The sequence below is a fragment of the Mycobacterium kubicae genome (genome assembly GCF_015689175.1).
GTDB classification, from domain to species: domain Bacteria; phylum Actinomycetota; class Actinomycetes; order Mycobacteriales; family Mycobacteriaceae; genus Mycobacterium; species Mycobacterium kubicae.
The window spans coordinates 1,888,192-1,911,200 of record NZ_CP065047.1 but is presented as its reverse complement, the minus strand read 5'-3'; the positions used below and the strand labels follow the sequence as shown (position 1 = coordinate 1,911,200).

20 protein-coding genes are annotated in these 23,009 nt (G+C 68.3%); 3 read left to right on the top strand and 17 right to left on the bottom strand.

Translation table 11 applies throughout. From position 1 onward, the window contains the following. Positions 1–48: 48 nt before the first annotated feature. The 6 genes from trmD to I2456_RS09045 all read right to left on the bottom strand — a co-directional run bounded on the left by trmD (position 49) and on the right by I2456_RS09045 (position 3,089). Positions 49–735: a tRNA (guanosine(37)-N1)-methyltransferase TrmD gene (gene trmD, locus I2456_RS09070; RefSeq protein WP_085074458.1), complete on the bottom strand. Its 687-nt coding sequence runs from the start codon at positions 733–735 to the stop codon at positions 49–51. Positions 736–739: 4 nt separating this feature from the next. After that, the gene (gene rimM / locus I2456_RS09065; RefSeq protein WP_085074457.1) at positions 740–1,261 is read right to left on the bottom strand and encodes a ribosome maturation factor RimM; all 522 of its coding nucleotides are present in this window, start codon (positions 1,259–1,261) and stop codon (positions 740–742) included. A gap of 22 nt (positions 1,262–1,283) precedes the next feature. Continuing rightward, a complete protein-coding gene (locus I2456_RS09060) occupies positions 1,284–1,526 on the bottom strand; it encodes an RNA-binding protein (protein WP_003878715.1) in 243 nt (80 codons plus the stop codon). Positions 1,527–1,534: 8 nt separating this feature from the next. Further along, the gene (rpsP, locus tag I2456_RS09055; protein WP_068024985.1) at positions 1,535–2,026 is read right to left on the bottom strand and encodes a 30S ribosomal protein S16; all 492 of its coding nucleotides are present in this window, start codon (positions 2,024–2,026) and stop codon (positions 1,535–1,537) included. A 158-nt stretch (positions 2,027–2,184) separates the two neighbouring features. After that, on the bottom strand, positions 2,185–2,466 hold the full coding sequence (locus tag I2456_RS09050; RefSeq protein ID WP_085074456.1) for a CDGP domain-containing protein: 282 nt from the start codon (positions 2,464–2,466) through the stop codon (positions 2,185–2,187). A gap of 203 nt (positions 2,467–2,669) precedes the next feature. Then, positions 2,670–3,089, bottom strand: a complete 420-nt coding sequence (locus I2456_RS09045; protein ID WP_068024979.1) for a nuclear transport factor 2 family protein — start codon at positions 3,087–3,089, stop codon at positions 2,670–2,672. 52 nt (positions 3,090–3,141) lie between these two features. Between I2456_RS09045 and I2456_RS09040 the strand changes: the two genes are divergently transcribed. Further along, positions 3,142–4,014 carry a D-alanyl-D-alanine carboxypeptidase family protein gene (locus I2456_RS09040; protein WP_068024977.1) on the top strand — a complete coding sequence of 291 codons (873 nt, stop codon included), beginning with the start codon at positions 3,142–3,144 and terminating at the stop codon, positions 4,012–4,014. Positions 4,015–4,063: 49 nt separating this feature from the next. On the opposite strand, the gene I2456_RS09035 is transcribed toward I2456_RS09040, so the two are convergent. The 4 genes from I2456_RS09035 to ffh form a co-directional block, all read right to left on the bottom strand. Then, entirely contained in the window at positions 4,064–4,669 is a 606-nt protein-coding gene (locus I2456_RS09035; RefSeq protein WP_085074455.1) for a TetR family transcriptional regulator, read from the bottom strand. 1 nt (position 4,670) lies between these two features. Next, a complete protein-coding gene (locus tag I2456_RS09030) occupies positions 4,671–6,470 on the bottom strand; it encodes an N-acyl-D-amino-acid deacylase family protein (protein WP_085074454.1) in 1,800 nt (599 codons plus the stop codon). Between the two features lie 747 nt (positions 6,471–7,217). After that, the gene (locus tag I2456_RS09025; protein ID WP_085074453.1) at positions 7,218–8,306 is read right to left on the bottom strand and encodes a metal-dependent hydrolase family protein; all 1,089 of its coding nucleotides are present in this window, start codon (positions 8,304–8,306) and stop codon (positions 7,218–7,220) included. A gap of 6 nt (positions 8,307–8,312) precedes the next feature. Next, complete coding sequence (ffh, locus tag I2456_RS09020) at positions 8,313–9,905, bottom strand: signal recognition particle protein (protein ID WP_068024964.1); 1,593 nt, start codon at positions 9,903–9,905, stop codon at positions 8,313–8,315. 169 nt (positions 9,906–10,074) lie between these two features. Between ffh and I2456_RS09015 the strand changes: the two genes are divergently transcribed. Both I2456_RS09015 and I2456_RS09010 read left to right on the top strand, forming a co-directional pair. Beyond that, a complete protein-coding gene (locus tag I2456_RS09015; RefSeq protein ID WP_085074452.1) occupies positions 10,075–10,866 on the top strand; it encodes an alpha/beta hydrolase in 792 nt (263 codons plus the stop codon). 81 nt (positions 10,867–10,947) lie between these two features. Next, the gene (locus I2456_RS09010; RefSeq protein WP_371869917.1) at positions 10,948–12,672 is read left to right on the top strand and encodes a DEAD/DEAH box helicase; all 1,725 of its coding nucleotides are present in this window, start codon (positions 10,948–10,950) and stop codon (positions 12,670–12,672) included. Positions 12,673–12,684: 12 nt separating this feature from the next. On the opposite strand, the gene I2456_RS09005 is transcribed toward I2456_RS09010, so the two are convergent. The 7 genes from I2456_RS09005 to I2456_RS08975 form a co-directional block, all read right to left on the bottom strand. Then, positions 12,685–15,114: a [protein-PII] uridylyltransferase gene (locus I2456_RS09005; RefSeq protein ID WP_139823189.1), complete on the bottom strand. Its 2,430-nt coding sequence runs from the start codon at positions 15,112–15,114 to the stop codon at positions 12,685–12,687. 81 nt (positions 15,115–15,195) lie between these two features. After that, the gene (gene glnB / locus I2456_RS09000; RefSeq protein WP_036354580.1) at positions 15,196–15,534 is read right to left on the bottom strand and encodes a nitrogen regulatory protein P-II; all 339 of its coding nucleotides are present in this window, start codon (positions 15,532–15,534) and stop codon (positions 15,196–15,198) included. A gap of 2 nt (positions 15,535–15,536) precedes the next feature. Further along, positions 15,537–16,964 (bottom strand): ammonium transporter, encoded by a 1,428-nt coding sequence (locus tag I2456_RS08995; RefSeq protein WP_116672338.1) that lies wholly within the window; start codon positions 16,962–16,964, stop codon positions 15,537–15,539. Positions 16,965–17,108: 144 nt separating this feature from the next. Beyond that, entirely contained in the window at positions 17,109–18,437 is a 1,329-nt protein-coding gene (gene ftsY / locus I2456_RS08990) for a signal recognition particle-docking protein FtsY (protein ID WP_085074449.1), read from the bottom strand. A 79-nt stretch (positions 18,438–18,516) separates the two neighbouring features. Continuing rightward, positions 18,517–22,116: a chromosome segregation protein SMC gene (gene smc, locus I2456_RS08985; RefSeq protein ID WP_085074448.1), complete on the bottom strand. Its 3,600-nt coding sequence runs from the start codon at positions 22,114–22,116 to the stop codon at positions 18,517–18,519. A 192-nt stretch (positions 22,117–22,308) separates the two neighbouring features. Continuing rightward, a complete protein-coding gene (locus I2456_RS08980) occupies positions 22,309–22,587 on the bottom strand; it encodes an acylphosphatase (protein WP_068024951.1) in 279 nt (92 codons plus the stop codon). Next, positions 22,577–22,987 carry an OsmC family protein gene (locus I2456_RS08975; RefSeq protein WP_068024948.1) on the bottom strand — a complete coding sequence of 137 codons (411 nt, stop codon included), beginning with the start codon at positions 22,985–22,987 and terminating at the stop codon, positions 22,577–22,579. Before I2456_RS08975 ends, I2456_RS08980 begins: the two co-directional genes overlap by 11 nt. Positions 22,988–23,009 lie beyond the last annotated feature (22 nt).

Below are 23,009 nucleotides of genomic sequence, written 5' to 3'. Positions count from 1 at the left end.
GGGTTCGTCGGGTGCGAGTCTGCGTCTGCTCGCGAGCCTGCGGCGAAGTCAGTCCAGCAGGTCCGGGCGGCGTTCCCGGGTGCGCTGCAGCGACACCTCCCGCCGCCACGCCGCGATCCGGGCGTGGTCACCGGAGAGCAGCACATCGGGAACATCCAGACCGCGCCAGCTCGGCGGCCGGGTGTAGCTGGGGCCCTCCAACAGCCGCTCTTGGCCCGGGGAGAACGAATCCTGTTGATGGGACGCGGGATTGCCCAGGACACCCGGAACCAGCCGGAGCACCGCTTCGATCATCACCACGGCCGCCGATTCCCCGCCGGGCAACACGTAGTCACCGATCGAGACCTCTGCCACGGGCATCCGCCGGGCGGCATCGTCGATCACCCGCTGGTCGATGCCTTCGTAACGGCCACACGCGAACACCAGATGCGCGTGCGCGCTCCAGCGCTGGGCGGTGTCCTGGGTGAACAACCTCCCGGCCGGCGTCGGAACCACCAGAAGCGTTTCCGGCGAACAGATCTCGTCCAACGCCGCGCCCCACACCGGGGCCTTCATCACCATCCCGGGACCACCGCCATAGGGCGCGTCGTCCACCGAATGATGCACGTCGTGGGTCCAGCGTCGCAGGTCATGCACCTGCAGGTCGACCAGACCCGACGCTATGGCCTTGCCGGGCAACGATTCTCGCAACGGGTCGAGGAAGGCCGGAAAAATGGTGACTACGTCGATGCGCACGTCTTCAGCCCATATCCAGCAGACCTTCAGGCGGGTCGATCTCCAGGGTGCCCGCCTCCAGCGACACCGAGGTGACGATCGCGCTGACGAACGGCACCAGCACTTCACCGGCGTCACTCTTGACTGCCAACAGTTCGCCTGCGGCGGTGTGCAACACCTCGGCCACCACACCGACCTCCTGGCCTGCGATGGTGAAAACCCGCAGCCCTTCGAGCTGATGGTCGTAGAAGGTGTCCGGCTCGTCGATCGGCGGCAGGTCCTCGGAGTCGATGACGAACAACATGCCGCGCAGCGCGTCGGCGCCGTTGCGGTCGTCGACACCGTCCAGACGCATCAACAACCGCCCGCCGTGCGCGCGCACACTGTCGACGACATAGTCGCGCTCGGGACCGTCACCACGAGATGGCTTGGCGTGCAGGGTGTTTCCCGGTGCGAACCGGATCTCCGGGTCGTCGGTGCGAACCTCGACCACGATCTCGCCGGTCACCCCGTGCGCCTTGACCACGCGCCCGACGATCAGCTCCATGGATACGCCACGAGCATGACCGTTACTGGTCGGTGTCCACCACGTCGACGCGGATGCCGCGGCCACCGATCCCGGCGACCAGCGTGCGCAACGCGGTCGCCGTGCGTCCTCCGCGGCCGATCACCTTGCCCAGGTCATCGGGATGGACATGAACTTCAACGGTGCGCCCGCGCCGGCTGGTCACCATATCGACGCGGACGTCGTCGGGATTGTCGACGATTCCGCGGACCAGATGCTCGACGGCGTCCACCACAACGGTGCTCATGGAGTCTGTCAGCTTTCCGTGGCCGGCTCGGGCTGCTCGCCACCCTCAGCCGGGGTTTCGGCCGAGCCCTCGGCGGTCTCGGTACCCGCGTCGGCCTTGGCGGCCTTCTTCGGCGCGGCCTTTTTCTTCGGCTTGGTGGCCTCGGTGGTGGGACCGCCCTCGGCCTCGGCCAGCGCGGCGTTGAACAGCTCGAGCTTGCTGGGCTTGGGCGGCTTGACCTTCAATTCGCCTTCGGCGCCGGGCAGGCCTTTGAATTTCTGCCAGTCGCCGGTGATCTTCAGCAGCTTGAGGACGGGTTCGGTGGGCTGGGCACCCACGGAAAGCCAGTACTGGGCGCGCTCGGAGTCGATCTCGATCAGGCTCGGCTCTTCCTTCGGGTGGTAGCGGCCGATGACCTCGATGGAACGGCCGTCGCGGCGGGTGCGCGCGTCGGCGACGGCGATGCGGTACTGGGGATTGCGGATTTTGCCCAGCCTGGTGAGCTTGATTTTCACAGCCATGGTCGAACTCCTGTAGGTGTCACGCTGCAATTCAGCAACCGGGGCGGGATGCCCGGGTCCGGTTTTGCCTCGAGTGTGATGACCGGGACGCGATCCTGATCGCGCCGCGGACAGCCGCCCATTGTGCCAGACAGCCCTGCCCAAGCAGAAATTCGCGCTCAGTCGTCGATGTGCGTGGGTGGGTTACTGAATTCGCCACCCCAAGGATGCAGGTCAGGACCCATCATGTCGCACCGAGTGGCGCCGCGGGAACCCGCTCCGCCGTAGGTGGAGTAGAACACCACGCAGCGTTGCCATTTGCCGTCCGGATCAATCGGTCCGTCACACCTACTCAAGGACAACCCGCCGTACAGGCAGCCGGCGCCGGCGGGTGGCGCCGAGACGATCGAAGCTGCCCCCACCAGTCCCGCCGCCAGCCCTGCCAATAAGGATCGCTTCATGCTCGTGTCCCCCGTTCAACCGTCGATGTGCGCCGCGGGTCGGCGAAGTTCGGGTCACCCGAAGGCTGGTCCAAGCCCACTTCATCGCAGCGCTTCTCCGGCATGAGAAATCAAACCCCCGCCGTGACGGCAGCGGCGAGTCCCCCGACGATGCTGCGCCTCATGGTGCCTCCCGTAACGAAATGGCTGAGCCGGCTCAATCTTCAGATGACCTTCTGGAAGGTCTTGGTCTCCACCCGTCGCGTCATCCGCCATCCCTCGGCCGTGCGGAGGAACTCGTCGTCGTACCACAGCCCGCAGAACAGGACCTGGTCCTTGTCCCCGGGCAACACCATCGGGTTGAAGCAGATGACCCGGGACGAGGCGGTGTCTCCGTCGATGCGGACCGAGAAGTTGCCCAGCATGTGCGCGTAGACCGGGAAGTTGGGCAACACTTCCGACAGCCACTTCTTGACTTCGGGGTAACGCCCGTCGATGCCGCCCAGTTCGCGGTAATCGATGTAGGCGTCCGGAGTGAAGACGTTGTCCAGATCGTCGAAGCGTCGCTGATCGATGGCGGTGGAGTAGTCGACCAGAAGCTGCTGGATCTCCAGGCGGTCCGAAATCTCGGCCAGGCTTAACATGTATCGATTGAAGCATCGTGCGCACGGCGTCAGGTAGATAAACTGTGCGCCCATGCGAAAGCTCCTGGCCGCGGCCGCCGTGTTGTTCGCGGTCGCCACCTTCGGCGCGGCCACCGCGTCAGCGGACACCGATGTGCAGCCCGTCGGCTCGGTGCCGATCCCGGACGGGCCGGCACAGACCTGGATCGTGGCCGACCTCGACAGCGGTCAGGTGCTGGCCGGGCGCGACCAGAACGTCGTGCACCCCCCGGCCAGCACCATCAAGGTGTTGTTGGCGCTGGTCGTGCTCGACGAACTCAACTTGGATTCGACGGTGCTAGCCGATGTCGCCGACACGCAGGTCGAATGCAACTGTGTCGGCGTCAAGCCGGGCCGTACCTACACCGCGCGCCAACTGCTGGACGGACTCCTGTTGGTTTCCGGCAACGATGCCGCCAACACGCTGGCGCACATGCTGGGCGGGCAGGACGTCGCCGTGGCCAAGATGAATGCCAAGGCGGCGTCACTGGGCGCGTCGAACACCCGCGCGGCCACTCCCTCGGGTCTGGACGGGCCCGGCGGATCGGGGGCCTCGTCGGCGCACGACCTCGCGGTCATCTTCCGCGCGGCCATGGCCAACCCCGTCTTCGCCCGCGTCACCGCTGAGCCGACGGCGATGTTCCCCGGGGACAACGGCGAGCAGCCGATCGTCAACCAGGACGAACTGCTGCAGCGCTATCCCGGTGCCATCGGCGGGAAGACCGGCTTCACCGACGCGGCCCGCAAGACGTTCGTGGGCGCTGCCGCCCGCGGGGGCCGCCGGTTGGTCATCGCGATGATGTACGGCTTGGTACATGCCGGCGGACCGACCTACTGGGATCAGGCGGCCAGCCTGTTCGACTGGGGGTTCGCGCTGAGCCCGCAGTCGAGCATCGGCTCGCTTTAGTGTCGATCGCAAGCACGGCGGAACGGCCGGGCGCAGCGGGTCGACACCATCAAGGCGACCGCAGGTCCGGCAGCGCCGCGGTGAGCAGCGCCATCAGCACCGGAATCCGCTGCTGCTCGATTTTCGGTTGCGGCAGAACGCCTTCCACCACGGCGGCACCGTCGAACAGGTTGGTCAGCAGCGCCACGATGACCGGCAACGTCTCCTGCGGAAAGCTGTCGGCCCCGGGCAACGCCCGCGCGGCGTCGTAGATCTTCGCCGAGTACTGCCCAAGCTCGTGTTGCATGGTGAGCTTGAGCTTTTCGTCGGTGCGGGCGGCGATCATCAGTTCGTAGAGGACGGCGTTGATGGGTCCGGTGGTGATGTCCCGCAGTATCGTCAGCCCGGCTTGCAGCGCCGGCCGGTCCGCCGGAATTTCGGCGACCTGCTTGGTGAACGTCTCGAGCTGACGGCGCAACACCTCCGAGGCGGTCGCCGCCATGAAGTCGCCCATGGTCTCGAAGTGCCGGAACAACGCACCCACCGACACCCCGGCGCGTTTGGTGATGACCGCAGCCGATGCCCGCGCGTACCCGACCTCCATGATGGTGTCGATGCAGGCTTGGATCAGCCGCCCGACGGTTTCCTCGCGGCGCTGCTGCTGAGTTCGGGCCATGTCAGGCGGTCGCGTGCAGAGCGGGCCGCTCGGTACCCGCGTGCCGCTCCCCCGCTCGCAGGTACCGGCCGGACTTGACGGTTTTCCCGTAGCCCTCGCGGAACTCACCGTTGCCGAACACCACGGTGCCGTTGACTCCGGTGGCGACGACGGTGGCGTCGTTGCGGTTGACCATGCGCCGCAGGCCGCCGTAGAACGGCACGGCCTCTTCGTTGTAGGCGTCCACCGAGTCGTCCAGGTGGGCCGGGTCGATCACCACGAAGTCGGCGCGGTCGCCCTCCCGCAAGGTGCCGGCGTTGATGCCGAACCACTCGGCGAGTTCACCGGTCAGCCGGTAGACGGCGCGCTGCAGCGTGAGAAACGGCGTGCCGGCAAGGCTGGCCTCCCGTGCGCGCTTGAGCAGTCGCAGACCGAAGTTGTAGAAAGCCATGTTGCGCAGGTGTGCTCCGGCATCGGAGAAGCCCATGTGGATGTTCGGGTCGGCGGCGAGCTTGTCGAGCAGCTTGGGCCGGTGGTTGGCGACGGTGGTGGTCCAGCGCACGTTGCGCTCACCGTTTTCCACCAGGATGTCGAGGAACGTGTCGAGCGGGTGGTGCCCGCGTTCGTCGGCGATGACCCCGAAGCTCTTGCCGACCAACGACTTGTCGGGGCATTCGACGATGACGGCGTCGTGGAAGTCGCGGTGCCACAACGACGGGCCGAGTTTCTTGCGGTCGAACTCGCGCCGGAACCGTCGGCGATATTCCTTGTCTGCCAGCAACTCGTTGCGCTGCAGCTGATCGCGCAGATGCAGGGCGGCGGTGCCCGCGCCGAACTCTTCGAAGACCGGCAGGTCGATGCCGTCGGAGTACAACTCGAACGGGACGGGCAGGTGCTGGAAACGCACGCTGGCGCCCAGGATCTTGTTGAGCAGCCGGGCGCCGCGGCCGAAGATGTGCACCGCCATCGGCATCGACTTGGCGTCGGCGGACACCAGCATGCTCATCCGCACGCCCTTGCGGCGGTTGAGGATTCGGCTGCTGGTCAGGAAAAACATGAACGGGGACACCGGGCTGGCGACGTTGGGGGCGCTCTGTAAAATTCGGCCGCGCCGGCGCAACACGGAGATCAGCCTGCGCCGCTCCCGCCATGTCGCGAACGTCGACGGCAGCGCCCGCGAGCGGAACCGGTCACCGTCGAGCTTGTCGATCGCTGCATCCATTCCTGACATGCCCAGCACCCCGGCGTCGAGCGCCTCGTCGAGCAGCTTGGCCATCTTCTCCAGTTCGGCCTCGGTGGGCCGGACCGTCTCGTCGGTGGCGCGTGCCAGCCCCAACACGGCCGTGCGCAGGTCCGAATGCCCAAGCAGCGAGCCAACATTCGGCCCCAGCGGCAACGCATCGATGGCGGCGATGTACTCCGCGGCCGTCGACCAGGTCTTGTTGGTTTCCAGCGCATCCAAGACGAACTTGCGCGGCACCGCCTCGACCCGGCTGAACAAGTCGGCGGCGTCTTCGGAGCTGGCGTACACCGTCGACAGCGAGCAGTTGCCCAGCAGGACCGTGGTGACCCCGTGCCGCACCGACTCGCGCAGGCCCGGGTCGAGCAGGATCTCGGCGTCGTAGTGGGTGTGCACGTCGATGAAGCCGGGAACCACCCACTTGCCCGCCGCGTCGATCACCTCGGGACAGTCCGTCTCGTCCAGCGACACCGACGACACGGTGGCCACTACACCGTCGCGGATGCCCAACGTGCGGGTCTGCGGCGCAGCGCCGGTGCCGTCGAACCACAGTCCGTCGCGGATGATCACGTCGTAAGTCACGGTTGCCTCCGGGTTTGTCGCGGTGCACCGACGCTATCATAGATAGTGATCACTCGCAATCTTTTGATCAAGGGGTTTCAGGGCTGGCAAGCGCGGCGGTGACATCCCTCTCGATCAGGTCGTGTGCGCGTCTGACAGGTGGAGACGATCACCCCGAACACATGAAGGGAAAGCCGCACCAGGGCTTCTGGGTCGCCTCGGGCGGCGGTGGATCAACACCCTCCCAGATACTGGGGGCAACGTTTCCATGCCCCCACAGGACGCCGTACCAGGTGTGGCAACTACTCATGTCCCAGTCAACTTTCGTGCCCGGACATCCCCGACCGGTATCGGGATGAAGTCCGGATTGTTGATCCCCAGGACAACAGGTATACGGTCCGGTTGCGCCAGGAGGTACTGGCCCGCTCTCCGGCGAGGACCCATGCATCGGCAGCACGGAGTCGGGCTGGGCTTGTGCGTCACCTGCGGCTAGTCCTACTCCGGCCACTGCTACGCCGCCCGACAACACCGCTGCAGCAATGGCTTTCATGAGTATCGGGGTTATACCCACGGTAGTGTCCTTTCGCTGTCTTCGGGCGAGTAGTCAACGCCGTAACTCGCATAATTCTTGGCGCGAGTACTGGCTACCGATCCCAAAGATGCCGATTTCCGGAGGACGGCAGACAGTCCGGTGAATAAGGTTGGCGAACCACCGCTGCGATGAGAAGAATGAGCCGCGGACGTCAAGGTCAGTGGTGCGGGGTGGCCTCAGCTGTGCGGCTGAAACACCCTGCCGCCCAGCACGATCAGATCGGGTCGAGTGAGCACGTCGGGGCCCAGCCGTGGATCTTGCGAGTAGCACAACAGGTCCGCCGGCGCCCCGTGGTCGAGGCCGGGCCGGCCCAGCCAGCGGCGGGCGTCCCAGCAGGCGGCGCCGAGCGCCTCGGTCGGGCTCATGCCGATGGTGGTGAGGGCTGCTACCTCCTCGGCGATGCGGCCGTGTCTGATCATGCCGCCGGCGTCGCTGCCCGCATACACCGGCACGCCCGCCGCCCACGCCGCGCTCAGTCGCTGGTTGCTGCGGGCGTACAGATCGCGCATGTGCGCGGCGTAGGTGGGATAGCGCCCCGCGGAGTCGGCGATGCCGGGGAAGTTTTCCAGGTTGATCATGGTGGGCACCAACGCGGTGCCGTGCTCGAGCATCAGGGCGATGGTGTCGTCGGTGAGGCCGGTGCCGTGTTCGATGCAGTCGATCCCGGCGTTGATCAGGCCGGGCAGCGCGTCCTCGCCGAAGACGTGTGCGGTGACGCGTGCGCCGTGGGCATGGGCGGCGTCGATCGCGGCCACGAGCACGTCGTCGGACCACAGCGGGGCCAGATCGCCCAGTTGGCGGTCGATCCAGTCACCGATCAGCTTGATCCAGCCGTCGCCGAGCCGGGCCTGCTCGACCACAGCGTCGGGCAACTGCGCTTGGTCCTCGAGTTCGATGGCAAAGCCGGGGATGTAGCGCTTGGGCCGGGCCAGGTGCCGGCCGGCCCGGATGATGCGGGGCAGGTCGGTGCGGTCGTCGAGGCTGCGGGTGTCGATGGGTACGCCGCAGTCGCGCACCAGCAGGACGCCGACGTCGCGTTCGGTCTCGGCCTGCGCGATCGCCTCGTCCATTTCGACGCCGCCCTGAGCGCCCAGCCCGATGTGGCAGTGCAGATCGACCAGCCCGGGCAGGATCCATCCGTCACCCGATGCCCCGAAGATGGTCTCGGCGTCGTCAACCGGCTCGGTGCTCAGGTGGCCGTCGGCGACCCACAGGTCGATGGTCTGCTCCTCGGGCAGGCCGACACCGCGCACGTGCAGGGGCACGCGCGGCTACTTCCGGCCGGGGTTGCCCGGGAACTTCAGCTTGGACAGGTCGAAGTCGGCCAAGCCGGGCGGCAGCTCATTGAGGCCTTCGGGCATCTGCGACAAGTCGGGGAAGCCTGCCGGCATCCCCGGCATGCCCATGCCCGGCATTCCGGCGCCGAAGGGACTCTTGACCTTCGGCGGTGTCGGCCCGCGGGCGCCGCCCTTCTTGCCCTTCTTGCCCGCCTTGCCCTTGGCGGCCTTGCTTTTCCGCGTCGCGGACTTACGGCCCATGCCGGGAATGCCCATGCCGCCGAGCATCGACGACATCATCTTGCGTGCTTCGAAGAAGCGGTCGACGAGCTGGTTGACCTCCGACACCGTCACCCCCGAGCCGTTGGCGATACGCAACCGTCGCGAGGCGTTGATGATCTTGGGGTCGGCCCGTTCTTGCGGGGTCATGCCGCGGATGATCGCCTGCACCCGGTCGAGCTGTTTGTCGTCGATTTCGGCCAGCGCGTCTTTCATCTGGCCGGCGCCGGGCAGCATGCCCAGCAGGTTGCCGATCGGGCCCATCTTGCGTACGGCCAGCATCTGCTCGAGGAAGTCCTCGAGCGTCAGCTCGCCGGCGCCGATCTTGGCGGCGGCCTCTTCCGCTTGTTGGGCGTCGAAGACCTGCTCGGCCTGCTCGATCAGGCTCAGCACGTCGCCCATGCCCAGGATGCGGCTGGCCATGCGGTCGGGGTGGAAGACGTCGAAGTCTTCGAGCTTTTCCCCGGTGGAGGCGAAGAGGATGGGAACGCCGGTCACTTCTCGCACGGACAGCGCCGCGCCGCCGCGGGCGTCACCGTCAAGCTTGGTCAGAACCACACCGGTGAAGCCGACGCCCTCGCCGAACGCCTGCGCGGTGGCCACGGCGTCCTGGCCGATCATCGCGTCAAGGACGAACAGGACTTCGTCGGGGTCGACGGCGTCGCGGATGGCAGCGGCCTGCGCCATCAGCTCCGAGTCGATACCCAACCGACCCGCGGTGTCGACGATGACGACGTCGAAGTGCTTCGACCGGGCCTCTTCCAGACCGGCCGCCGCGACGGCGACCGGGTCACCGGGGCCGGATTCCGGAGAAGCCCCGGGGTGCGGCGCGAACACCGGCACACCGGCCCGCTGCCCAACGACCTGCAACTGGTTCACCGCGGCAGGCCGCTGCAGGTCACAAGCCACCAGCAGCGGCGTGTGCCCTTGGCTGCGCAGTCGTGCGGCGAGCTTGCCGGCCAGCGTCGTCTTACCGGAACCCTGCAGACCGGCCAGCATGATCACCGTCGGCGGCGTCTTGGCGAACACCAACTCGCGGGTCTGACCGCCGAGGATGCCGATGAGCTCTTCGTTGACGATCTTGACGACTTGTTGCGCCGGGTTGAGGGCACCGGACACCTCGGCGCCGCGGGCCCGTTCCTTGATCCGGTGCACGAACGCGCGAACCACCGGCAACGACACGTCGGCTTCCAGTAGCGCCAGCCGAATCTCGCGGGTAGTGGCGTCGATATCGGCGTCGGTCAGTCGGCCCTTGCCGCGCAGCCCTTGAAGGGCACCGGTCAACCGGTCGGACAGCGATTCAAACACCCGACCAGCCTAGTGGTGATCGCGAGCGCGGCCTACCCGGGCGAAGCGCGTCGAGCTCGGCGCGAGTGTGCGGCTAGCCGCACACTCGGTACCGAACGTGCGGCTGGCCGCACGCTCGACGGCCCAGAGAGGGCTTGACGCCGCGCCCGCAGCAAACCACAGTCAGCACATGCTCGAGGTGATCGATAAAGGTTCGGCCTCGCCCGCGCATCCCACCCCGCTGCTGTTCGTGCACGGCGGCTGGCATGGCGCCTGGTGTTGGGAGCACTTCCTGGACTTCTTCGCCGACGCCGGTTATCGCGCCGTCGCGATGAGCCTGCGCGGTCACGGCGCCAGCCCGACCAGCAAATCACTTCACCGGTGTTCGATCGTCGACTACCTCGACGACATCGCCGAGACCGCGGACAGGCTCGGCCGCCCGCCAGTACTGATCGCCCACTCCCTGGGCGGCTTCATCGTGCAGCGCTTCCTGGAGACCCATCGCGTCCCGGCGGCGGTGCTGCTGGCGTCGGTGCCGCCCCAGGGTGTCCTCGGGCTGGCAACGCGGGTGTGGCGGCGCCAACCGTGGATCACCGTTCGGTCGTACGCGACGGGCAACTTGGCCGGATTCATCAACACTGCACCCTTGGCCCGGCGGAACCTGTTCTGCGCGCACACCCCGGAGCACATCGTCGCGTCGTGCGCGGCGCGCGTTCAGCCCGAGGGCCTTCGCGCCGCCATGATCGACGCGATGTTCCGCCGCGTCCGGACCAAGCGGGTCAGCACTCCGATACTGGTCCTGGGTGCCACGGAGGACGGCTTGGTCAGCCGCGCCGAGGTCCGCGCCACCGCGCGCGCTTACGGGACGCAGGCGCAATTCTTCCCCAACATGGGCCACAACATGATGATGGAGCCGGGCTGGGTGGACGTGGCCCAACGGATCCACGCCTGGCTGCAGCAGCGCGACCCGCTCATGTCGTAACTGCGCCGAAAAGCGTTGCCATGCTAGGTTTTTACAGCCGCGCACGGCAGGCGCGTCACCAGCAGCTACGGGGGGAATTTGTTGTCGACGCAGCCGGTCAGCGCCGCCGCCGGTGTCGTCGAAGCGACTCGCCCGTTGCGTGGCTGGCAGCGCCGGGCGCTGGTCAAGTACCTGGGCACCGAGCCGCGAGATTTCCTGGCCGTGGCCACTCCCGGGTCCGGCAAGACGCAGTTCGCGCTGCGGGTGGCGGCCGAACTGCTCGCCCATCGGGCCGTCGAGCAGATCACCGTCGTCGTACCCACCGAGCACCTCAAAGTGCAGTGGGCCCAAGCCGCAGGACGGCACGGTCTGTCGCTGGATCCCCGCTTCACCAATTCCAATCCGCAGACCTCGCCGGAGTACCACGGCGTGATGGTGACCTACGCGCAGGTCGCGGCGCACCCGACGTTGCACCGGGTGCGCACCGAACAGCGCAAGACGCTGGTGATCTTCGACGAGATCCACCACGGCGGCGACGCCAAGACCTGGGGTGAGGCCATCCGCGAAGCCTTCAGCGACGCCACCCGCCGGCTCGCCCTGACCGGGACGCCGTTCCGCAGCGACGACAGCCCCATTCCCTTCGTCGCCTACGAGAGCGGCGCCGACGGCATCTTGCGCTCCCAAGCCGACCACACCTACGGCTATGCCGAAGCGTTGGCCGACGGCGTGGTGCGGCCGGTGGTGTTCATGGCCTACTCCGGTCAGGCGCGCTGGCGCGACAGCGCCGGCGAAGAGCACGAAGCACGACTGGGCGAGCCGCTGTCGGCCGAGCAGACCGCACGGGCCTGGCGCACTGCGCTCGACCCGGCCGGTGAGTGGATGCCCGCGGTCATCACCGCGGCCGATCTGCGGCTGCGGCAACTGCGCGAGCACATCCCTGACGCCGGCGGCATGATCATCGCCTCGGACAAGACCGCGGCCCGCGCTTATGCCAAGTTGCTGGAGCGGCTGACCGGTGAGGCGGCGACGGTCGTGCTCTCCGATGACCCCGGATCCTCGGCCCGCATCTCGCAGTTCGCGCAGAGCACCAGCCGCTGGCTGGTGGCGGTTCGGATGGTGTCCGAAGGCGTCGACGTACCGCGTCTGTCGGTCGGGATCTACGCCACCAGCGCCTCTACCCCGCTGTTCTTCGCTCAGGCCATCGGCCGGTTCGTGCGGTCGCGCCGGCCCGGTGAGACGGCGAGCATCTTCCTGCCGTCGGTGCCGAACCTGTTGCAACTGGCCAGTGAACTGGAGGCGCAACGCAACCACGTGCTTGGCCAGCCGCACCGGGAAACACTCGAGGATCCCCTCGACGGCGATCCGGCCACCAAGACGCAGACCGAGCCCAGCGATACCGAGAAGGGCTTCACCTCGTTAGGCGCCGACGCCGAACTCGACCAGGTCATCTTCGACGGATCCTCGTTCGGTACCGCGACCCCGGCCGGGAGCGAAGAGGAGGCCGACTACCTCGGCATCCCGGGGCTGTTGGACGCCGAGCAGATGCGGGCGCTGCTGCACCGGCGCCAGGATGAGCAGTTGCAGCGACGGGCCCAGGCGGCGCAGACGGCGCCGTCGGCGCCCATGACCACGCATGGCCAATTGCGTGAGTTGCGCCGCGAACTCAACGCGCTGGTGTCGATCGCTCATCACCGCACCGGCAAGCCCCACGGCTGGATCCACAACGAGCTGCGCCGCCGGTGCGGCGGTCCGCCCATCGCCGCGGCGACCCGCGATCAGCTCAAAGCGCGCATCGACGCGGTACGCCAGCTCAACTCGGAGCAATAAGGGCAATAAGGCTTAATCCCCGACGGGCTCGTCGACCAGGACGTCCACACGCCCACCCAGCACGGCCATCAGGTGCTTCTCGACGGCGGCTTGCGCGTCGGCGCCCTCGGGCACTGTCACGCAGAAGACGTCGGCCGCGGTGGACCCGAACGTGTTGACCTTGGCCCACTCGATGTCTGCCTGGGCGCGCTCCATCGCTCGGGTGAGCAGCGCGAGCAGACCGGTGCGGTCCATGGCCCGCACTTCCAGGATCAGGTGACCGGGCGTGTCGGTGTCGAGCCACAGGATGCGCGGCGGGGCGGTCGATCGGGTGACGGGCACGCCTACCTGCACCTCCCCGGCGCGGGCGACCGCCGAACTGATGGCCTCGCTGTCCTTCTTCTCCAGCGCCCCGAGCACGTCGACGTCACCGTGCAGCGCGCCGACGAATTGCTGCCGCAGCAAGTCCGCCGCGGGCGGTGAGCCGAACAACGGGGACACCACGAACTCGGTGATCGCCACACCCTGGTGGATGTTGACCGTCGCCGAATGCACCCGCAGCGAGTTCAGGGCCAGCACCGCGGCGGCCTTGGACACCAGGCCGCGTTCGTCGGGTGCGACCATCACCGCCTGGAAGCGTTCGCTTGTGCCGGGCTTGAGTTCCACATGCACACCCTGCTTGGCGGCCAGCGAAAGATAGTGCGGCGCACTGGGTTCGGCCTGCGGCAGCCGCTCACCGGCCATCATCATCCGGCATCGCCGCACCAGGTCTTCGACTAGCGAGGCCTTCCAGTCGCTCCACACACCCGGCCCGGTCGCCTTGGAATCCGCCTCGGTCAGCGCGTGCAGCAGCTCCAGCAGTTGGCCGTCACCGCCCACGGCCTCCGACACGGCCTCGATGGTCTTCGGGTCGTTCAGGTCGCTGCGGGTGGCGGTGACGGGCAGCAGCAGGTGGTGGCGCACCATCTTGGCCAGGGTGTCGGTGTCCGCCGCGGACAGGCCCAGCCGTTCGCCGATCTGCACGGCCAGTTCGGCGCCCAGCACGCTGTGGTCGGTGCCGCGGCCTTTGCCGATGTCGTGCAGCAGCGCGCCGAGGGCCAGCAGGTCAGGTCGGGCGACCCGGGTGGTCAACGGCGCGGCGTGCACGCAGGTTTCGATGACGTGCCGGTCCACGGTCCATTTGTGTGAGACGTCGCGGGGCGGCAGGTCGCGGATCGCGCCCCACTCGGGCAGCAGCTGGCCCCACAACCCCATCCGGTCCAGCGATTCGATGGTCGCCACCGCGGTGGGCCCGGCCAACAGCACCACCAGCAGGTCGTCCAGCGCCTCCCGCGGCCACGGAATCGGCAACTCCGGGGCGCTATCGGCCAGCCGGCTCAACGTCGCGGCGCCGATCGGCACCCCGGTGTCGGCCGACGCGGCGGCAACGCGCAGGACCAGTCCGGGGTCGTGCTGGGGTTGGGCCTCCCGCGCCAACACGATCTCCCCGGCGTACTCGACGACGCCTTCGTCCAGCGGCCGGCGTTTGGGCCGCCGCACCAAAGCCGAGATGCCGCGCCGCGGCAGGGCGTTGACGGCCGTGCGCAGTCCGGTGACGGCGTGGAAGCTGATCGTGCGTCCGGCGTTGGACAACATGCGCGCCAAGTCGAACCGGTCCCCGACGCCCAGCGCGGCGCTGATGTCGTCGGCGAACTGGGCCAGCAGTTGGTCGCGGCCGCGGCCGGACACCCAGTGCAGTTCGGTGCGGACGTCCAGCAGCGTCCGGTAGGCGTCGTCCAACGACCCGGCCGGCACGTCCGGATTCGACATACCGCGGCGGTCGATGAGCTGCGCCAAGGCCAGCGCGTTGAGCAGCTGAACGTCGCGCAACCCACCGCGCCCGGATTTCAAATCGGGCTCGGCGCGGTGCGCGATCCGGCCCAGCCGCAGCCAGCGGGCGTGCGTTGTCTGGACGAGTTCGTCCATGCGAGAACGGATTCCGGTGCGCCACTGCCGCCGCACCCCGTCGATCAGCTCGGTGGACAGCCGAGCTTCACCGGCGATGTGCCGCGCTTCGAGCATGCCCAACGCGGCCGTCAGGTCGGCGTTGGCGGTGTTCAGCGCTTCGCTGACCGTGCGCACGCTGTGGTCGAGGCGGACGTTGGCGTCCCACAGCGGGTACCACAACTTGTCGGCGACGGGTCCCAGCACGTTGGCGGGCTTGCCGTCGTGCAGCAGCACCAGATCCAGGTCCGAATACGGCAGCAGTTCGCGGCGGCCCAGGCCGCCGACTCCGACCAACGCAAAGCCGCTGTCGTCGGTCAGCCCGATTTCTGCGGCCTTGGCGACCAGCCAGTTCTCGTGCAGATCCAGGCACGCTTGGCGCAATTCGGCGGGGTCGAGCTTGGGGTGTCCCTCAGACAGCAGCTCGCGCCTGGCGGCGGCCAAGTCACCCGCCGCGCAGGCGCGTCCTGCTTGTGGCACATCCGGCGTGGATTTGTCGGACGGGTCCGGCTGGTTCACCCCCAGCCGGCCCGTCCGATGTGGTTCAGCAATGTGCAGCTATCAGAGCGCGTCGGGTCCGCGTTCACCGGTGCGCACCCGCACGATGGTGTCCACCGGGCTCACCCAGACCTTGCCGTCACCGATCTTGCCGGTGCGCGCGGCCCGGACGATGCTGTCCACGACCTTGTCGACGATCGAGTCGTCGACGACGACCTCGATGCGGACCTTCGGCACGAAGTCGACCGAGTACTCAGCACCGCGGTAGACCTCGGTGTGGCCCTTCTGCCGTCCGTAGCCCTGGATCTCGCTGACCGTCATACCCAGGACTCCGGCGTCTTCCAGGCTGGTCTTGACGTCGTCGAGCGTGAACGGCTTCACGATTGCGGTGATCAGCTTCATTTCTATTCCGCCTCCACTTTCTCGCCCAATCGCTCTTCCAGGCCGTTAGCGCTGTCCGGGGGCAGGGTGGCCCGAGGAAGAACCGAACCGCTGGCGACTGCGAAGTCGTAGCCACTTTCGGCGTGCTCTGCCTCGTCGATGCCCGCGGACTCTTGTTCTGTACCCAGACGCAGCCCGATTGTGTACTTCAGGATAAGGGCCAAGATAAGCGTGACAATCCCAGAATAGGCAAGGACAGCAAATGCGCCGACCGCTTGCCGTTCCAGTTGGTCGAAGCCGCCGCCGTAGAACAGGCCCTTGGACACGCCCGAGACGCCGTTGATCGCGACGCTCTCGGGTGCGGCCAGCAGGCCGACCAGCAGCGTGCCGGCCAGACCGCCGACCAGGTGAACGCCGACCACGTCGAGCGAGTCGTCGAAGCCGAGCTTGAACTTCAGCCCGACCGCCAGCGCGCACAGCACACCCGCGACGACGCCGATCACCAGCGCGCCCACCACGTTCACCGACGAGCACGACGGGGTGATGGCCACCAGGCCGGCGACGATGCCCGACGCCGCACCCAGCGTCGTGGCCTTGCCGTCGCGGATGCGTTCGGTGAGCAGCCAGCCCAGCATGGCCGCCGCGGTGGCGACGGTTGTGGTGATGAACGTCGAACCGGCGGCACCGTTGGAGCTGGTCGCCGAGCCGGCGTTGAACCCGTACCAGCCGAACCACAGCAGACCGGCGCCGAGCATCACGAACGGCAGGTTGTGCGGGCGGAAGAGCGTGGTCGGCCAGCCCTTGCGCTTGCCCAGCACGATGGCCAGCACCAAGCCCGCCACACCGGCATTGATGTGGACCGCGGTACCACCGGCGAAGTCGATCGCGTGCAGTTTGTTGGCGATCCATCCGCCCCGTGCCGCGGCGAACTTGTCGAACGCGAAGACCCAGTGCGCGACGGGGAAGTAGACGAAGGTCGCCCACAGGCCGGCGAACAGCAGCCAGGCACTGAACTTCAGCCGGTCGGCCACCGCGCCCGAGATCAGCGCGACGGTGATGATGGCGAACATCAGCTGGAACGCGACGAAGACCGTCGCCGGCAGGGTGCCGGCCAGCGGGATGTTGACCGCCGCGGTCTGGGTGCTCGGGTCGGCGGCGACGGCGTTGCCTCCGATGAGCCCCTTGAGGCCGAAGTATTCGGTGGGGCTGCCGACGACGCCGGCCGTGTCGTCGCCGAACGCCATCGAGTAGCCGTAGAGCACCCACAGCACGGTCACCACGCCCATCGCGCTGATGCTCATCATGATCATGTTGAGAACACTCTTGGCACGAACCATGCCGCCGTAGAAGAACGCCAGTCCCGGCGTCATCAACAGCACGAGCGCGGAGCTTGCCAGCATCCAGGCGGTGTCGCCGGTATTTGGCACGCCCATGGTGGGGAAGTCACTCACTCGCTATCACCTCCAGTCAGCGCGTTGGGAGGGCCCCAGAATGATGACTGGTGACCTGTTCCAGAACCATGCGCATAAGTTGTTGCGGCAATGCGGCAGTGATGTTTCGTCAGGATTAACGTAAAAGTCGCTGTGTAATAGCTATTAGCCGAGCAGGGCGTCTACGAATGCTCCGGGCTCGAATGGCGCCAGATCGTCGGGGCCTTCACCCAGCCCGACGAGCTTGACCGGCACGCCGAGTTCTTGCTGGACGCGGAAGACGATGCCGCCCTTGGCCGTTCCGTCCAGTTTGGTGAGCACCGCGCCGGTGATCTCGACGACCTCGGCGAACACCCGGGCCTGGGCCAGTCCGTTCTGGCCGATGGTGGCGTCCAGGACGAGCAAGACCTCGTCGACGGCCGCGCGGCGGGTGACCACCCGCTTGACCTTGCCCAGTTCGTCCATCAGGCCGACCTTGGTGTGCAGCCGTCCGGCGGTGTCGATGAGCACGACGTCGGCGCCCGCGGCGATGCCCTTGTCGACGGCGTCGAACGCCACCGAGGCCGGGTCGGCACCTTCGGCGCCGCTCACCACCTCGGCACCCACCCGCGACGCCCAGGTCCGCAGTTGCTCGGCGGCCGCGGCGCGGAAGGTGTCGGCCGCCCCGAGCACGACGCGGCGGCCGTCGGCGACCAGAACCCGCGCCAACTTGCCGACGGTGGTGGTTTTGCCGGTGCCGTTGACCCCGACGACCAGCAGCACCGAGGGGTGATCGGCGTGGGGTAGGGCGCGGATGGAGCGGTCCATCTCCGGATGCAGTTCTTTGATCAATACCTCACGCAACACCGCGCGGGCATCGGCCTCGGTGCGGACGTTGCCGCTGGCCAGCCGGCTGCGCAACTCGGCGACCACCGACGTGGTGACGACCGGGCCCAGGTCGGCGACCAGCAAGGTGTCCTCGACGTCCTGCCAGGAGTCTTCGTCGAGGTCGCCGCCGCCGAGCAAGCCCAGCATGCTGCGTCCCAGCGCGTTCTGGGAGCGAGCCAGCCGCCCGCGCAGGCGTTCCAACCGGCCCTCGGTGGGCGCGATCTCCTCGATCTCCGGGGCCGCCGGGGCCGGCGGGGGTGCTACCGGTGCCTCGACCGGCGGGGCCGACGCAACCGGTGCCGTGGTCTGCGGCGGTGCTACGTCGGGCAGCTCGACGTCGGAGATGGTGCGCTTGGGCGCGTCACGCGGGATGGCGGCGTCGTCGCCGACCGCCGGCAACCCGGTGGTGTCGATGCGTTCGCGGGGTTCGAGCGTGGTGGTGGGCGTCTGGCTGAAGGTGATCCCCGACGACGCGGTGTAGCCGCCGGAACGGTCGAGGACGTCGGGCGTGGGCCGGGCCGACAGCCTGATCTGGCGCCGGCGGTAGCGCAGCAGGCCGAAGACCAGCGCGGCGATGATGACCAGGGCGGCGACCACCGCGATAGCGATCCAGAGACCTTCCGACACGCTGACTAATCCTTCCCAGGCTGAAATGGGGGGCTGAGGGGGCTGTGGGCCCCACGCTACGGGGGCCGCATAACGGGCCCTACGAGGACTGGGACACCAGCCGATCGACTTGCTGGCCGCGGATCCGCTGGGAGATGACGGTGGTGATGCCGTCGCCCTGCATGGTCACGCCGTACAGGGCGTCGGCGACCTCCATGGTGGGCTTCTGGTGGGTGATGATGATCAGCTGCGAGCGGTCCCGCAGCTGTTCGAACAGCCCGATGAGGCGGCGCAGGTTCATGTCGTCGAGGGCGGCCTCGACCTCGTCCATGATGTAGAACGGCGACGGACGGGCCCGGAAGATCGCCACCAGCATCGCCACCGCGGTCAGCGCTTTTTCGCCGCCGGACAGCAGCGACAGCCTGGTGACCTTCTTGCCCGGGGGCCGGGCCTCCACTTCGATGCCGGTGGCCAGCATGTCGTCGGGCTGGGTCAGCCGCAGCCGGCCCTCGCCGCCCGGGAACAGTGACGTGAACACCGTCCGGAATTCGCGTTCGACGTCGACGAAGGCGTCGCTGAACACTTGCAGGATGCGGGTGTCGACGTCGGCGACGACGTCCAGCAGGTCCTTACGGGCGGCCTTGACGTCCTCGAGTTGGGTGGACAGGAAGTTGTAGCGCTCCTCCAGGGCGGCGAACTCCTCGAGGGCCAGCGGGTTCACCCGGCCCAGTTCGGCCAGCTCCCGCTCGGCGCGTTTGGCGCGGCGCTCCTGGGTGGGGCGGTCGTAGGGCATCGGCGCGGGCATGGTCACCTGTTCGCCGCGTTCACGGGCCTGCTCGAACTCGGCCATTTCCAGCTCGGTCGGCGGCAGCGCGACGTCCGGGCCGTATTCGGCGATCAGGTCGGCGGGCGCCATGCCGAATTGCTCGAGCACCATCTGTTCGAGTTGCTCGATGCGCAGCGCCGCCTGCGCGTTGGCCACCTCGTCGCGGTGCAGCGAGTCGGTCAGCGCGGCCACCCGGGCGGTCAGGGTGTTCACCTCGTCGCGGACCGCCGCCATGGCCGCCGACCGGTGCTGGCGTTCGGCGTTGACCTCGTCGCGCAGCTGGGAGGCGGCGTCGACCACGCTGCGCAGCCGCGCGGCCAGCAGGCGCCCGGACTCGGCGACGGCCGCCGCGACCGTCGCCGCCCGCAGCCGCGCTTCCCGCGCCTGCTGGGCACGCAGTCGCGCCTCGCGTTCCGCGGCGGCCGCGCGGCGCAGCGAATCAGCCCGTCCGCGAACGGCATTCGCGCGTTCCTCGGCAGTGCGCACCGCCAGCCGGGCTTCGATCTCGACGCTGCGGGCGTGTTCGGCCGCCGCGGCGATGGCCTGCCGGTCGACCGGGTCTTCGGCTTGCACCTGCTGGCTCTGCTGAGCGTTGCGCAGCCGGGTCTCCAACTCGAAGACCTCGTCGAGGGTTTGGGCGCGCCCAGCTTCCAGCTCCTCGCGCTGCTGGACCAGCCGCGTCCACTCTTCGTCGGCCGCCCGCGCTTCCTGACCGAGGCGGCCCAGCTGTTCGTACATCGCCGAGATGGCGGTATCGGATTCGTTGAGCGCGGCCCACGCCTGCTCGGCGGAGTCCTGACGAGCGGCTTGCTCGGTGAGCGCCCCGGACAGTGCCGCGCTCAGTTGCGCCACCTGCTCTTCGGCGGCGGCCAGCTCGCTGCGGGCCTTGTCGATTTCCGAGGTGATCTCCAACGTCGACAGCTTGCGGTCCGACCCGCCGCTGACCCAGCCTGCTCCGACCAGATCCCCATCCAGGGTGACCGCGCGCAACTGCGGGCGCGCCGCCACCAGCTCGAGTGCTTGGGCGAGGTCGTCGACCACCGCGACGCCCGAGAGCATGGCCATCAGCGCACCGCGCAGCCGCGCCGGCACTTCGACGAGGTCGAGTGCCCAGTGGGCGTCACCGGGCAGCGGGTCTGGCGCGGGGGGCTCGGGCGTCGGCCAGTCCCCCAGCACCAGGGCGGCGCGGCCCGCGTCGGCCTGCTTGAGGGCGGTGACCGCGCTGCGAGCCGCGCCCAGACTGTCGGCGGCCAACGCGTCGGCGGCCGAGCCGAGCACCGCGGCCAGCGCCGCCTCGTAACCCGAGCGCACCTTCACCAGCTGGGCCACAGAACCGAACAGGCCTGTGCCGCCGTGATGTTGGGTCAACCACGCCGCGCCGTCCTTGCGTTCCAGACCGACCGAGAGCGCGTCGATGCGCGCGCGCAGCGACGCCACCCGACGTTCGGCGTCGCGTTCGGCCGCCTGCAGTTCGGTGACGCGTCCGTCGGCCAGCCGCAACGCGGTAACCGTCCGCTCGTGGTGCTCGTCGAGCCCCACCTCGCCCTGGTCGAGTTCGCCGACGCGGCCCTGCACACCTTCGAACTCCGCGCGGGAGCGCTCGGCGCGCGCGGCGGCCTGCTCGATGCGTTCGGTGAGGCGCGCGACGCTGTCGTCGATCGACTCCACCCGCGCCCGCATGGTTTCGACCTGACCGGCCAGGCGCGCCAACCCTTCTCGCCGGTCGGCTTCCGCGCGCACCGCGGCCAGGTGCGCTCGGTCGGCCTCGGCGGCCTGTCGCTCCCGGTCGGCCAGCTCCGCGCGTGCGGCGTCCAGCCGGGTGCGCGCCTGCGCCAGCTCGGCCAGCAGCTGTTGTTCGGCGACGGCCACCTGCTCGGCTTCGGCGTCCAGTGCGTCGGGGTCGGTGTCGCTGGTCGTCACTGGTTCGACGTCGAGGTGCTGGGCGCGCTCGCTGGCGATGCGGATCGTTGCGCTGACCCGCTCGGCCAGGGCGGACAGCCCGAACCAGGTGTGCTGGATCGACTCGGCGCGGCTGGACAGCTCGGCCAGGGCCGCCTCGTGGGTGGCCAGTTCTTCGGCGGCGATGGACAGCCGGGCGGCGGCCTCGTCGTGCTCGCGGCGCATCGTGGCCTCGGTCTCGAAGATCGCCTCCCGCTCGGTCTGCCGGTTGACCAGGTCGTCGGCGGCCAGGCGCAACCGCGCGTCGCGCAGGTCGGCCTGGATGGTCTGGGCGCGCCGGGCCACTTCGGCTTGCCGGCCCAGTGGCTTGAGCTGACGCCGCAACTCGGTGGTCAAGTCGGTCAGCCGCGCCAGGTTCGCCGACATCGCGTCGAGTTTGCGCAGCGCCTTTTCCTTGCGCTTGCGGTGCTTGAGCACGCCGGCGGCTTCTTCGATGAACGCACGACGGTCTTCGGGCCGCGACTGCAATATTTCGTCGAGCTTGCCCTGGCCGACGATGACGTGCATTTCGCGGCCGATGCCCGAGTCGCTCAGCAGTTCCTGGACGTCCATCAATCGGCAGTTGCTGCCGTTGATCTCGTACTCGCTGGCGCCGTCACGGAACATCCGGCGGGTGATGGACACCTCGTTGTAATCGATGGGCAGCGCGTTGTCGGAGTTGTCGATGGTGACGGTGACTTCGGCCCGGCCCAGCGGCGCGCGCGATGAGGTGCCGGCGAAGATGACGTCTTCCATCTTGCCGCCGCGCAGGGTCTTGGCCCCCTGCTCCCCCATCACCCAGGCCAGCGCGTCGACGACGTTGGACTTGCCCGAACCGTTGGGCCCGACGACGGCGGTGATGCCCGGCTCGAAGCGCAGAGTCGTCGGCGCGGCGAAGGACTTGAAGCCCTTCAGCGTCAGACTCTTGAGGTACACGGCGTGCCAGATTACCGGTGAACTCACTCGCTTCCGCCCGCTCCGGGCGTGTCAGCCGGGGTGGTTGGGTCCCTTAGGCACCGCTGGTCACGGCCGCCACGGGGGTCACTATCGTCTCTTCAGTACCTGGTCAGCCGACACCTATCTTTGTGCCCGCCTCACAGCGACAACGGCCACCGTCGTGCGGCTCGCCTACCGTTCGACGAATCCGGTGAACTGCTCTGTGGGCTCGGACCAGTCGGCAACCACCTTGTCGACGCGGCCCGGCGTGCCCTCACCCCGCAACAGCTCCAGTAGCCGCTCGCCGGCCTCGCGCGGCCCGTTGGCGACCACGAGCACGCGACCGTCGGATTGATTGGCCGCGTAACCGGTCAGCCCCTGCTCGAGCGCACGGCACCGCGTCCACCAGCGGAAACCGACGCCCTGCACATGACCGTGCACCCAGGCGGTCAACCGCACGTCATCCGACATCGGCGACCTCGAACTTCACTTCGGTGCCGGACTTCAGCGTCCGACCGACCGTGCACACAGCGTCGACGGCACGCTCGACGACCAGTCGCACCCGGTCCTTCTCCTCTTCGCTCAGACCGGACAGGTCGAGCTCCAAAGTCTCCTGCAGCAGCGGATAACGCTCCTGCTCGCGATCGGCCGCACCGGACACCTTGACCACCGCTTGGTAGCCGTCGCCGAGACGGCGGGCCAGTGGTTGATCGCTGGACATTCCGCTGCAGGCGGCCAGCGCGATCTTCAGCAATTCGCCGGGAGTGAACACCCCGTCGACATCCTCGGACCCGATGAGCACCTGCGCGCCGCGCGAGCTGTGCCCCGTATAGCGGCGCGTGCCGGTCCGCTCCACCCAGAGTTCGGTCATGGCTACTTTCTACCGGGCCGTC